Source organism: Sphingomonas sp. Leaf357, from assembly GCF_001423845.1.
In the GTDB taxonomy this organism is placed as follows: domain Bacteria; phylum Pseudomonadota; class Alphaproteobacteria; order Sphingomonadales; family Sphingomonadaceae; genus Sphingomonas.
This window is the reverse complement of record NZ_LMPM01000002.1, coordinates 439,713-453,235: the sequence shown is the minus strand read 5'-3', so window position 1 is coordinate 453,235 and position 13,523 is coordinate 439,713. Positions and strand designations below refer to the sequence as shown.

8 protein-coding genes are annotated in these 13,523 nt (G+C 67.4%); 7 read left to right on the top strand and 1 reads right to left on the bottom strand.

The window, feature by feature from the left end:
• Nucleotides 1–13 precede the first annotated feature (13 nt).
• From ASG11_RS15150 to ASG11_RS15135, 4 genes are all read left to right on the top strand, one after another.
• Complete coding sequence (locus ASG11_RS15150; protein ID WP_082472869.1) at nucleotides 14–1,438, top strand: efflux transporter outer membrane subunit; 1,425 nt, start codon at nucleotides 14–16, stop codon at nucleotides 1,436–1,438.
• Nucleotides 1,438–2,604 carry an efflux RND transporter periplasmic adaptor subunit gene (locus tag ASG11_RS15145; protein WP_055781936.1) on the top strand — a complete coding sequence of 389 codons (1,167 nt, stop codon included), beginning with the start codon at nucleotides 1,438–1,440 and terminating at the stop codon, nucleotides 2,602–2,604. The genes ASG11_RS15150 and ASG11_RS15145 overlap by 1 nt, the downstream gene beginning before the upstream one ends.
• 1 nt (nucleotide 2,605) lies before the next feature.
• A complete protein-coding gene (locus tag ASG11_RS15140) occupies nucleotides 2,606–4,138 on the top strand; it encodes a DHA2 family efflux MFS transporter permease subunit (RefSeq protein ID WP_055781933.1) in 1,533 nt (510 codons plus the stop codon).
• A 68-nt stretch (nucleotides 4,139–4,206) separates the two neighbouring features.
• Nucleotides 4,207–5,319: an S-(hydroxymethyl)glutathione dehydrogenase/class III alcohol dehydrogenase gene (locus ASG11_RS15135; RefSeq protein ID WP_055781930.1), complete on the top strand. Its 1,113-nt coding sequence runs from the start codon at nucleotides 4,207–4,209 to the stop codon at nucleotides 5,317–5,319.
• 231 nt (nucleotides 5,320–5,550) lie between these two features.
• On the opposite strand, the gene ASG11_RS15130 is transcribed toward ASG11_RS15135, so the two are convergent.
• Nucleotides 5,551–7,299: an ABC transporter ATP-binding protein gene (locus ASG11_RS15130; RefSeq protein ID WP_055781928.1), complete on the bottom strand. Its 1,749-nt coding sequence runs from the start codon at nucleotides 7,297–7,299 to the stop codon at nucleotides 5,551–5,553.
• A gap of 231 nt (nucleotides 7,300–7,530) precedes the next feature.
• On the opposite strand from ASG11_RS15130, the gene ASG11_RS15125 reads away from it, so the two are divergent.
• From ASG11_RS15125 to ASG11_RS15115, 3 genes are read left to right on the top strand one after another with little or no spacing between them, the layout of a single operon-like run.
• A complete protein-coding gene (locus ASG11_RS15125) occupies nucleotides 7,531–8,736 on the top strand; it encodes an efflux RND transporter periplasmic adaptor subunit (RefSeq protein ID WP_055781925.1) in 1,206 nt (401 codons plus the stop codon).
• Between the two features lie 4 nt (nucleotides 8,737–8,740).
• Complete coding sequence (locus ASG11_RS15120; protein WP_055781922.1) at nucleotides 8,741–11,965, top strand: efflux RND transporter permease subunit; 3,225 nt, start codon at nucleotides 8,741–8,743, stop codon at nucleotides 11,963–11,965.
• On the top strand, nucleotides 11,962–13,434 hold the full coding sequence (locus ASG11_RS15115; RefSeq protein ID WP_055781920.1) for an efflux transporter outer membrane subunit: 1,473 nt from the start codon (nucleotides 11,962–11,964) through the stop codon (nucleotides 13,432–13,434). The genes ASG11_RS15120 and ASG11_RS15115 overlap by 4 nt, the downstream gene beginning before the upstream one ends.
• The last annotated feature ends 89 nt before the right edge of the window (nucleotides 13,435–13,523 follow it).

Here is a 13,523-nt window from a genome sequence, read left to right as displayed (position 1 = left end):
ATCAGGCATTACCATGCGTCTCGTCCACCTCACACTGGCGGCCTCGTCTGCCGCTCTGCTCGCCGGTTGCGTGCCCGATCTCGGCGCCAAGCCCGAGCCGCGCACGGCCACGTCGCTCGAATCGACCCGGAGCCTCGCGCCGACACAAGGCGCGACCCGCGACTGGCCGGCGGCCGCGTGGTGGAGCGGGTTCGGGGATCCGCAACTCAACGCCCTGATCGAGGAAGCGCTCAAGGCGTCGCCCGACGTCGCCGCCGCCGTCGCCCGGATCGACGCCGCCGATGCGCTCGCCCGACAGAGCCGTTCGGCCTTGTCGCCCAGCCTGTCCGCCGATGGCTTGGTCGGCGGCAACAAGCAGAGCAAGAATCTCGGCATCCCGCCGGAATTCGTGCCCGACGGCATTCAGGACACCGGTCGCTTGACCGGCACGGCGAATTTCAACCTCGATCTGTGGGGCAAGAACCGCGCCGCGCTCGCCGCCGCCACGTCGGAGGCACAGGCGGCGCGCGTCGATGCCGATCAGGCGCGGCTGATGCTGTCCACCAACATCGCCGCCGCCTATGCCGAACTGGCGCAATATCACGCCGAGCGTGATGTCGCGATCGAGGCGCTGCGCGTGCGGGACGCGAGCGCCAGGCTGACCACGCAGCGCGTCGATGTCGGGGTCGATGCGGTCGGCAGCCAGCGCCAGGCGGAATCGCGCGTGCCCGCCGCCCGCGCCGATATCGCCGCTTTGGACGAAGCGATCGTGCTCACGAAGAACCGCATCGCCGCCTTGGTCGGTGCCGGCCCGGATCGCGGCCTCGGCATCGCACGCCCGACGATCTCCGCCGCCGCGATCGGCGTGCCGGACCGGGCCGGGATCGATCTGGTCGGCCGCCGCCCGGACGTCGTCGCCGCGCGGTTGCGGGCCGATGCCGCCGCCAAGCGCATCAAGGTCGCGCGGGCGGACTTTTATCCCAATATCAGCCTGTCGGCGATCGTCGGCCTGCAATCCTTGGGCCTCGGCCGGCTGTTCGAAGGGAATTCGAGCTATGGCAGCGCCGGCCCCGCCTTCAGCCTGCCGATCTTCGACGGCGGTCGCATCGAGGGCCGCTACGTGCAGGCGCGCGCGGATTATGACGGCGCGGTCGCCACGTACGATCGCACGTTGATCGCCGCGCTGCACGAGGTCGCCGACGCCGTCGCCAGCCAGCGCGCGCTCGACCGGCGGCTCGCCGAACAGCGCACCTCGCTCGCCGCTGCCGCCGATGCCAGCCGCATCGCCGCCTTGCGCTACACCGGCGGGCTCTCGACCCAACTGACCGTGCTGACCGCGGACGATTACCAACTCACCGCCCGGCGTGCCGTGGCCGATCTCGAAGCGCGCCGCATCGCGCTCGACGTCGCGCTGATCCGCGCGCTCGGCGGTGGCTATACCTATACGGAGACGAAGTGATGGCCGATGCCGATGCGCATGCGCAGCCCGAAGCGGATACCACGCAGCGGAACGACGATCATCCCGCGCCGCCCACCGCCGGCAAGCGCAGGAAGCTGCTGACGATTCTCGCGATCGTCGTGGCCGCCGCCGCCTGCTTGTGGGCGATCTGGTATTTCGTGTTCGATGTCGGCCGCGTGCATACCGACAATGCCTATGTCGGCGCGGATTCGGCGCAGATCACCTCGCTCGTCTCCGGGCCCGTCACCGAAGTGCGGGTCGGCGGCACGCAGGCGGTGAAGAAGGGCGACATCCTCGTCGTGATCGATTCCGCCGATGCGAAGATCGATCTCGCCACCGCCCAGGCCGCCTTGCTGCAGGCACAGCAGAAATACGGCCAGACCGCGGCGCTCGCCGGGTCCGCCCGCTCGAAGGTGACGTCGCGCGGCGCGGATATCGCGCAGGCACGCGCCAAGCTGGCCGATGCCAATGCGATGCTCGCCCGCACGAAGATCGATCTCGATCGCCGCCAGCAGCTGGTCGGCAGCGGTGCCGCCTCGGCCGAGGAACTGACCACCGCGCGCGCCGCCTATCAGAGCGCGCTCGCCTCCCGCCAACTGGCGCAGGCCGGCGTCACGTCGGCGATCGCGACGCAGAACTCCGCCGGGGACGACGCGGCGGCGAGCGAGGCGCTGGTGCGCGGCACGACGATCGACACGTCGCCCGACGTGGCCTCGGCGCGCGCGCGGCTCGACAAGGCCAAGCTCGACCTCGAACGTACGGTGATCCGCGCGCCGGTCGACGGCATCGTCACCAATCGCCAGGTGCAGGTGGGCCAGCGCATCGCCGCCGGCGCGCCGATCATGACGATCGTGCCGATCGCCACCGCCTATGTCGATGCCAATTACAAGGAGAGCCAGTTGCGCGACGTGCGGATCGGCCAGCCGGCCGAACTCACCTCCGATTATTATGGCGGCGATGTCGTGTTCCACGGCCATGTCACTGGCTTTTCCGGTGGCACCGGCGCGGCATTCTCGCTGATCCCGGCGCAGAACGCGACCGGCAACTGGGTGAAGGTGGTGCAGCGCCTGCCGGTGCGCATCACGATCGATCCGAAGGATCTGCAGGCGCATCCCCTGCGCGTCGGGCTGACGATGGACGCCGTCATCGATACGCGCGGCAAATAACGTGGCCGATGCCGCCTCCGAACCCACGCCGCTGACCGGCGGCAAGCTGCTGCTCGGCGGGATCGCGCTGGCGCTGGCGAACTTCGTCGTCGTGCTCGACACGACGATCGCCAACGTCTCCGTGCCGCATATCGCCGGTGGCCTCGCCATCTCGCCGACGCAGGGGACGTGGGTGATCACCTCCTACTCGGTGGCCGATGCGATCAGCGTGCCGCTGACCGGCTGGCTCGCCGCGCGCTTCGGCACGGTGCGCTGGTTCGTGATGTCGCTGATTGGGTTCGGCATATTCTCGATGCTGTGCGGCCTGTCGAACAGCCTGCCGATGCTGGTGGTCTTCCGCATCTGCCAGGGCCTGTCGGGCGGGCCGCTGATGCCGCTCAGCCAGATGCTGCTGCTGCGGATATTCCCCCGGGAGAAGGCCGGCGCCGCGATGGGGCTATGGGCGATGACGACGGTGTGCGCGCCGATCGCCGGGCCTATCCTCGGCGGCATGATCAGCGACAATTGGACTTGGCCGTGGATCTTCTTCATCAACATTCCGGTCGTCTGCTTCTGCATCTTCGCCGTCAGCCGCATGGTCGCTCCGTTCGAGACGAAGACCGCCAAGGTCGGGATCGACGTGATCGGGCTGGTGCTGATGGTGATCTGGGTCGGCGCGTTCCAGCTGATGCTGGACACGGGGCGCGAGCATGACTGGTTCTCCTCCCCGTTCGTCGTCGCCATGGCGATCATCGCGGCGATCGGTTTGCCGGCGTTCATCATCTGGGAATTGGGCGAGAAAAACCCGATCGTCGATATCAAGGTGTTCCGGCACCGCGGCTTCACCGCGGGCACGATCGCCATCGCGCTCGGGTTCGGCGCGTTCTTCGCTTCGGTCGTGCTGACGCCGTTATGGCTGCAACAGGTGGTCGGCTACACCGCCACCGAAGCGGGGTATACGACTGCGTTCGTCGGAGTGTTCGCCGTCGCCATGTCGCCGGTCGCGGCGCGGCTGGTCGGCAAGGTCGATCTGCGCATCACGGTGTGCGGGGGAATCCTGTGGCTCGGCGTGATGTCGCTGTTGCGCGCCGGGTGGAGCACAGATTCGGACTTCTTCCATCTCGCATTGCCGCAATTGCTGCAGGGGATCGGCATGCCGTTCTTCTTCGTCGGCCTCACCGCGCTAGCGCTGTCGTCGGTGAAGCCGAGCGAAACGACCTCGGCGGCGGGCATCATGAGCTTCGTTCGCACCCTGTGCGGCGCGATCGGCACGGCGACCGCCACCACCGCGTGGGACAATGCCAGTCGCGTCAGCCGATCCGACATGGTGCCGTCGATGAACGGCGTGGCGGCGACGATGGAGCAGTTGCAGGCCAAGGGTCTCGGCACCGAACAGGCGCGCGGGGCGATCGACCGGCTGGTGGAGGCGCAATCCTCCACTGTCGGGGCGACCCATGTCTTCACCCTGGCGTTCGTCGTTTTCCTGATCGCGGCGGCATTCGTATGGCTGGCGCCGAAACCGAAGGGCAAGGTCGAAATGGGTGCTGCGCATTGAGCGGGATCACCGGTCTTGATGGCACCGGCCCGCTGCCCTAGTCGCGTCGCGACCCGAGGAGACACGCCATGAAGACCCGCGCCGCAGTAGCATTCGAAGCCAAGAAGCCGCTCGAGATCGTCGAACTCGATCTGGAGGGGCCGAAGGCGGGCGAGGTTCTGGTCGAGATCATGGCCACGGGCATCTGCCATACCGACGCCTATACGCTGGACGGCTTGGACAGCGAGGGCCTGTTCCCCAGCGTGCTGGGGCACGAGGGTGCCGGCATCGTGCGCGAAGTGGGCGCGGGGGTGACCAGCGTCGGGCCCGGCGATCACGTCATACCGCTCTACACGCCGGAATGCCGCCAATGTAAGTCGTGTCTCAGCGGCAAGACCAACCTGTGCACCGCGATCCGCGCCACACAGGGCAAGGGGCTGATGCCCGACGGGACGACGCGGTTCAGCTATAACGGGCAGCCGATCTTCCATTATATGGGCTGCTCGACCTTTTCGAACTTCACCGTGCTGCCCGAGATCGCGGTCGCCAAGATCCGTGAGGACGCGCCCTTCAACAGCGCGTGCTACGTCGGCTGCGGCGTGACGACCGGCGTCGGCGCGGTGGTGAATACCGCCAAGGTGCAGGTCGGCGACAATATCGTCGTGTTCGGCCTGGGGGGAATCGGCCTCAACGTTTTGCAGGGCGCGCGGCTGGCGGGGGCCGGCAAGATCATCGGCGTCGACATCAATCCCGATCGCGAGGAATGGGGCCGTCGCTTCGGCATGACCGACTTCATCGACGCGCGCGGCAAGAGCAGCGAGGATACGATCGCTGCGATCCTGGCGCTCACCGATGGCGGCGCGGACTACACGTTCGACTGTACCGGCAATACCGAAGTGATGCGCACCGCCCTGGAGGCGTGCCATCGCGGCTGGGGCACCAGCATCATCATCGGTGTCGCCGAGGCGGGCAAGGAGATCGCCACGCGCCCGTTCCAGCTCGTCACCGGCCGCAACTGGCGCGGCACCGCGTTCGGCGGGGCCAGGGGCCGCACCGACGTGCCGAAGATCGTCGACTGGTACATGAACGGCAAGATCGAGATCGACTCGATGATCACCCATGTGCTGAGCCTCGAAGAGATCAACAAGGGCTTCGACCTGATGCATGCGGGCGAGAGCATCCGCAGCGTAGTGGTGTACTGAGACGGTCCGACATACGGTTTTTCGGACGGCTTTGAGAGCGGTTTTCTCCGATAAGACCGCTACCCGGAACAGATCGAATGGTCTCCCGCGAAAGCGGAAACCCAGGGTCGCACAGGATACTGCTGGCTCCGAGACCCCCGCGTTCGCGTGGGAACGGTGAGTATGGATTTTTCGAGCGCGACCGTCCGGCGCTCCGCTTGCCGCTCGGTCTTTACGGGTCGCGCGGAGCGGTCAGGCGGTCACCAAACCCCGCTCGACGGTGATCACCCGGTCGCACAAGGCCATGCTCTCGGCGCGGTGCGAGATCATCAGGATCGTCGGGCGGGGATCGAGCGCGGCCAGGTGGGCGAGCAACGCCGCCTCGCCCTCGGCATCGATCGCGTTTGCGGCTTCGTCGAGAACCAGCAGGCGCGGCTGGCGGATCAAGGCGCGGGTCAGCGCGAGGCGCTGGCGCTCCCCGCCCGACAGCATGGCCCCGCGTTCGCCGATCACCGTCTCCAGCCCGTCGGGCAGTCCGGCGATCAGCGGCCCGGCCCCCGCCAGCCGGATCGCCGCATCGATCCGCGCCTGATCGATCGCGTCGTCGTGCCAGGTGAGATTGCGGCGTACGGTATCGTGGAACAGGAAGCCGTCCTGCGGGACATAGGCGATCCCCTCGCGCCACCCGGCCAGCATGGCGGGATCGACCGGTCGCCCGCCGATCCGCATCACGCCCGTTTGCGGGGCGAGCAGGCCGATCAGCAGATCGACCAGCGTCGTCTTGCCCGCGCCCGAAGGCCCGGTGATCCCGATGAATTCGCCGGGATGGATCGTCAGGCTGGCCTGCTTCACCCCGCCGCCGCCGGGATGGAGATAGCGCACGTCGCTGAGCGTAACCGCCCCGGGCGGTGGCAGGATCGGGGCAGGGGTGGGGCTGCCCTCGCGCATCAGGTCCAAGTCCAGCTGCCGTACCGCCTCGAAGCTCGGCAGGCTGAAGAAGAAGTTCTGCGTGGCGGATTGGATCTGCTGCGCCGGGGCGGCCATGCGCGCGAAGATCAGGATCAGCGCGATCAGCACCGGCGGGGGTACGCCGGAGACGACCCCGCCGAACACCACTGCCGCACCGGCCAGCGCCGATCCCAGACCGAAGACGGTACGCGACCGGGCCGTGCGTCGGGCATAGGCGATCTGACGCTGCTTGAGCGCGCTCTGGATCGCGGCGAATTCCGCGACGAACCGGCCCTGGCCGTTCTGCGCCGCCGCGGCCTTCAGCCCGCCGAGAAAGGTCGCCGCGCTGCCCATCATCGCCTGGCTCTGGCGTACCACGTCGCCGCCGAGATCGCGCGTGCGGCCAAACGTGCCGAGCAGGGCGACCGCGCCGATCGTCAGCACGACGATCGCCACCGCGGCGAATTTCGGCGCGAGGCTGAATGCGAGCGCGGCCTGCACGATCAGCAGGACCAGCGCGACGCCGCCCTGGATCACGAACTGCGCGCTGGCCGCGATGCGCTGCATCTCGATCCCGATCAGGTTGGTGATGCGCGCGTGACGGAGCGATACGATCCGGCTCCACGGCGCTGCGGCCAACGTCGCGAGCGTCCTGTTGCGCAGCGCCTCGACGAAGCCGCCCTGCAACCGCGCCAGCGCGATATCGCGCGCATACAGCGTCCCGCCGCGCACCACGGCGACGATCAGGAACGCCGTCAGCAGCACGCCCAGTTGCACGGTCGGCGTCGTCGCGCCGACCGCGCTCAGCATGGAGTTCAGCCAGCTCCGCCAGGCCGAAGGTGCCCCGCCCGGCACGACCACGCCGAGAATGGGGATCAAAAGGAGGACGCCGACCCCTTCGAGCACCGCCCCAGCGCCGACTAATGCTGTTGCCCCGACGCCGCGCCATCCGGCATGATCGGCAAAGGCATTCAGGAACGCCCCGGCAGACCGCACCGCCGCGATGCCACCGGCCTGCGCGCGCGCCCCATAGTCTGTGTCGCTGCGTGACATGGCGGACAGTATAGGGAACGTAATGGCGTTGAGCAAAAGCCAAGCTGTTGCGGCGCAGCAAAAACTTGTCTTACGAATTAGTAACTTATCAGAAACCTATGTTAACCCCCACTTGTAAAAGCGCGTCGTTGCCCGCACGTTGCAAAAAGCAACCAACCTACCGGGCGGTGACCTGGATGGCGGTGGGGGAGGGTGAAGTGAACACCCGGAATCAAGCCGTTGGGGAAATTTATGCGCTGTAGTCCGAGCTGGCTGAGCAAGACGGGTGCCGGCACGGCCCTGTTGCTGCTCGCCGCCTGTGGTGGGTCCAAGCCACCCGCTGCGCCGCCGCCGGCACACGTTACCGTCGCCGTGCCGCTGCAGCGCGACGTCACCGATTGGGACGAATATGTCGGCCGGTTCGAGGCGATTCAGGACGCCGAAATCCGCCCGCGCGTGTCGGGAACGATCGACCGGGTACTGTTCACCGACGGCCAATATGTCCGCGCCGGCCAGGGCCTGTTCACGATCGATCCGCGCCCCTATCGCGCGACGCTGATGCAGGCGCGCGCGACGCAGGCCAAGGCGCAGGCGACGTTGGTCAACGCCCGCAGCGAGCTGGCGCGCGCCGCCAAGCTGCTGGAAGCGCAGGCGATTTCGAAGGAAGAATTCGAACAGAAGCAGGCCGCCGTCGGCACGGCCGCCGCCGATGTCGAGGCCGGCCGCGCCGCCGTCGCCACCGCGCAATTGAACCTCGGCTTCACCACCGTGCGTGCGCCCGTCTCGGGTCGCGTCTCCGACCGCCGCGTCAGCAAGGGCAATTTCGCGACCGAAGGCACGACCGTTCTGACCCGCGTCGTCTCGACCGATCCGATCTGGTTCTCGTTCGAGGGGGCGGAAAGCTTCTATCTCAAATATCTCCGCCAGGCGCAGGCGGGCGTGCGCGGATCGTCGCGCACCACGCCCAATCCGGTCGATATCAAGCTGGCCGACGAGCCGACCTATCGCTGGCGCGGGCGGATGGACTTCCTCGACAACGCGGTCGACCAGAATTCCGGCACGATCCGGGCGCATGCGCTGGTCGCCAACCCGCAGGGCTTCCTCACCCCCGGCATGTTCGGGCGCGCGCGGCTGCTCGGCTCGGGCAGCTACAAGGCGATGCTGATCCCGGACGAGGCGATCACCACCGATCAGACGCGCAAGCTCGTGTACGTCGTCGGCAAGGACAACAAGGCCGTGCCGCATCCGATCGAGACCGGTCCGCTGGTCGAGGGGCTGCGCGTCGTGAAGACCGGGCTGGGGCCGAACGATCACGTCGTGGTCGATGGCTTCACCACGCTGCAGCCCGGCGCGCCGGTGACGCCCAAGCTGATCCGCATGCAGCCGCGCAGCAAGGATACCGGGCCGAACGCGCAGATCGACACCGCGCCGCCGCCGTCCGAAGCCACGGCGCGCTGATCCCGTGAAGTTTCCCCATTTCTTCATCGAACGGCCGATCTTCGCGGCCGTCCTGTCGATCCTGATCGTCGTGTTCGGGCTGGTCGCCTATCCGGGCCTGCCGGTCGCGCAATATCCCGAGATCGCGCCGCCGACCGTCGTCGTCAGCGCGACCTATCCGGGCGCCACCGCCGAGACCCTGGCCGAAACGGTCGCGGCGCCGCTCGAGGAATCGATCAACGGCGTGGAGGACATGATCTACATGTCCTCGTCCAACACCGGCGACGGCGTCATCGCGATTACGGTGACGTTCAAGCAGGGCGTCAACGTCGATCAGGCGCAGGTGCTGGTGCAGAACCGCGTCGCCACGGCCGAACCGCGCCTGCCCGATCAGGTCCGCCAGATCGGCGTCACGGTGCGCAAGAATTCGCCCGACATCCTGATGGTCATCGCCCTGACCTCGCCGAACGGGTCGCTGTCCGAACAATATGTTTCCAACTATGCGACGACGCAGATCATCGATCGCATCTCGCGTATTCCCGGCGTCGGCGGCGTGCGCTCGTTCGGCGGGCGCGACTATAACATGCGGGTGTGGATCGATCCCGATCGCGCCGCCTCGCGCAACCTGACCGTGGACGAGATCGTCACGCAGATCCGCGCGCAGAACGCACAGGTCGCGGTCGGCTCGGTCGGTGCGCCGCCGTTCAACCAGGGCAGCACCGCGTTCCAGCTCGGCGTGCAGACCGAAGGACGCCTGACCAATCCCGACCAGTTCGGCGAGATCATCATCAAGCGCGACGATCAGGGGCGGCTGACTAGGCTGCGCGATGTCGCGCGGATCGAACTCGGCGCGCAGGATTACACGATCAACGCGCGCCTCGGCGGCAAACCGATGACCGCGCTCGGCATCACGCAGCTGCCGGGGTCCAACGCGCTGACCACGGCCGAGGCCGTGCAGAAGGAAATCGCCGAGGCCGCCAAGAGCTTCCCGGCGGGCATGGCCTATTCGATTCCGTACAACCCGACCGAATATATCTCGGAATCGATCAACGCGGTGTATCACACGCTGGGCGAGGCGATCGTGCTGGTGGCACTGGTCGTACTGCTGTTCCTGCAGACGTGGCGCGCGACGATCATCCCGCTGATCGCGGTGCCGGTGGCGCTGGTCGGCAGCCTCGCGGCGATGGCTTTGTTCGGGTTCAGCCTCAACAACCTGTCGCTTTTCGGCATGGTGCTGGCGGTCGGCATCGTCGTCGACGACGCGATCGTGGTGGTCGAGAATATCGAGCGCCTGATGGAGGAAAAGGGCCTGTCCCCGCGCGAGGCGGCACATGAGACGATGGACGAAGTGTCCGGCGCGCTGATCGCGATCTCGCTGGTGCTGTGCGGCGTATTCATCCCGACCAGCTTCATTCCGGGCATTTCGGGGCAGTTCTACAAGCAGTTCGCGCTGACGATCGTCTCGGCGGCGGTGATCTCGGCGTTCGTGTCGCTCACGCTCTCGCCGGCGCTCGCGGCGTTGATCCTGAAGCCGAAGCATGACCACGAACCGGCCGCCGGCTGGCGCGGCGCGCCGACGCGCTTCGCCAACGGCTTCAACCGCGGGTTTCAGAAGATCGCCAATCGCTTCGGTCGCTACACGGCGCGCGCGGTGCGGTCGCTGGTGCTGGTCGGCATCGTCTATATCGGTCTGATCGCGCTGGCCGGCTGGCGCTTCGGCGAGACGCCGTCAGGCTTCATCCCGGCGCAGGACCAGGGCTATCTGATCGCGGTGATCCAGTTGCCGCCGGGGAGTTCGCTACAGCGGACCAATGCGGTGATGGACGAGGCGGCGAAGATCGCGCTCGCCAATGGCGCGACCAACACCACCGTCGCCTTCTCCGGTCTCGACGGCGCGACCTTCTCCACCGCGTCCAACGCCGGCGCGATGTTCATCCCGTTGAAGGCGTTCGGCGACCGCAAGAGCGCGGACGAAGTGGCCAACGAGATGCGCAAGGCGTTCGGGGCGATCTCCGGTGGCAACGTTCTCGTCATCCCCCCACCGCCCGTGCGCGGCATCGGCACCGGCGGCGGCTTCAAGATGATCATCGAGGATCGTACGAATCTCGGCTATCAGGCGCTCGAAAAGGCCGCCTTCGGCATGATGATGAAGGCCAACACGACCGAGGGCCTGACCAGCGTCTTCACGACGTACAACACCAAGACGCCGCGTGTGTTCGCCGATATCGATCGCGAGCGCGCCGAGCAATTGGGCGTTCCGGTGGCGAACGTGTTCTCGACGCTCGGCACCTATCTCGGTTCGACCTACATCAACGACTTCAACTTCCTCGGCCGTACGTTCCGCGTGACCGCGCAGGCGGACGCGCCGTACCGCGATCAGGTGTCCGATATCGGCCGGCTCAAGACCCGGTCTGCGTCGGGCGGGATGGTACCGCTGGATTCGGTGATGACGCTGCGCAACGACAGCGGGCCATACCGTGTGGTGCGCTACAATCTGTATCCCAGCGTCGAACTGCAGGGCGATACGGTGCGTGGCTTCTCCTCCGGCCAGTCGCTGAACACGATGGCGGGTCTTGCGGGTCAGATCCTGCCCAAGGGCATGACCTATGAATGGACCGAACTCGCCTACCAGCAACAGCAGGCGGGTAACACGGCAGCAATCGCGTTCGCTCTGGCCGTGCTGTTCGTGTTCCTGCTGCTCGCTGCGAATTACGAAAGCGTCGTGCTGCCGCTGGCGGTGATCCTGATCGTGCCGATGTGCCTCTTGGCCGCGATCCTCGGCGTCAACGTGATGGGTCTGGACAATAATATCCTAACGCAGATCGGGCTCATCGTGCTGATCGGCCTGGCCGCGAAGAACGCGATCCTGATCGTCGAATTCGCGCGCCAGAACGAACTGAACGGCATGGACATGTATCAGGCGGCGGAACATGCCGCCGAACAGCGCCTGCGCCCGATCGTCATGACGTCGATCGCGTTCATCCTTGGCGTGCTGCCTTTGGTGATCGGTTCGGGCCCAGGTGCCGAGATGCGTCAGGCCTTGGGCGTGGCGGTGTTCTTCGGGATGATCGGCGTGACGACGTTCGGCCTGCTGTTCACCCCGGCGTTCTATATCATCTGCCGCAAGCTCGGCGATCGGGTGAGCGGCCTGTGGCGCGGCAAGAAGTCGGACCGGCATCCGGACACCCCCCCCAACGATACCGGGGCGCCGCCGCCGATCGCGCCCGATCATCAAGTGGTACCGGTATGAACGTGCGTCTCGCCCTGATCCCGTCACTCGCATCGGCGCTGGCGCTGTCCGCCTGCGTGGTCGGCCCGAACTATGTGAAGCCGACGACGCCCGCCGCGACGGCCGACACCGCCGCCTTCGCCGAGGCGGCGCGGACCCAGGCGGTGAGCGCCAGCCAGTTGCCGCCGAACTGGTGGCGGCTGTACGACGATGCCGTGCTCGACCGCCTCGTCACCGAGGCACTAGCGCACAATACCGATATCCGCGTCGCCGCCGCCAATCTCGCGCGCGCGCGTGCGGTGCTGTCGGAACAGCGCGGCGCCCGGCTGCCCAGCACCGATCTGTCGGCGTCGGCGACCTATAACCGCATCAATCCCGCGGCATCCGGCATCGCGGCGAGTGGTGGGATCGAAACCGATCTCTATTCGGTCGGCTTCGACGCCGCTTACGAGGTCGACCTGTTCGGCGGCATCACGCGGGCGATCGAGGCGGCGCGCGGCGATGTCGCGGCGGCGGCGGCACAGCTGGATGCGGCGCGCGTGGCGGTCGCGGCGGAAACGGCGCGCGCCTACGCCACCGCCTGCGGCAATGCGGCGCAGCGTGCGGTGGCGATCGAAACGGTCGGGTTGCAACAGAAGACGCTCGATCTGACCAGGACGCTGTTCGATGCCGGGCGGGGGACGCGCCGTGATGTCGAGCGCGCCGATGTGCTGCTGGCGCAGACCCAGGCGACGATTCCCGGTTTCGAGGCCGAACGTCGCGCCTCGCTCTATGCGCTGGCGACGATGACCGGGCGTGCGCCGGAACAGATCGATGCCCAGGCCGATCTGTGCAAGACACCGCCGCGCGTGAAGACCGTGATCCCCACCGGCGACGGCGCGACGCTGCTCGCGCGCCGCCCGGACGTGCGGGCGGCGGAACGCACGCTGGCCGCGGACACTGCGCGTGTCGGCGTGGCCACGGCGGCGCTGTATCCCTCGATCCGGTTGCTCGGCAGCCTCGGGTTCGGCGGCACCTCGCCGGCATCGACGTTCAGCTCCTCGGGCTTTTCCTTCTCGCTCGGGCCGATGATCTCCTGGTCCTTCCCCAACCAGACGATCGCGCGCGCGCGCATCCGTCAGGCCCGCGCCGGGGCGGACGCCAGCCTCGCCACGTTCGACGGCACGGTGCTGACCGCGCTGAAGGAAGTGGAACAGGCGCTGGCGCGCTATGCCGGGGCGCTCGATCGCAACGCCGCTCTGGTGCGCGCGGAACGGGCCAGCAGCGCGGCGGCACGCCTGTCACGGCTGCGTTTCGATTACGGTGCGGACAGTTTCCTGCTGCTGATCGACGCCGAACGCGACCGGGCAAGCGCCCGTGCCGCGCTGGCATCCTCGGATGCGGCGGTGGCCGACGCGCAGATCAGCCTGTTCAAGGCGCTCGGCGGCGGCTGGGAGAATGCGGTGGCCCCGACGCGGCGTGATCCGGCGGGGGCAACAACGACGCCCTGATTACCCACCGTCCGTCCTGAGCCTGTCGAAGGACTGTCCTTCTTTTGACGGAAGAGCGGGCAGTGCTTCGACAAGCTCGGCACGGACGG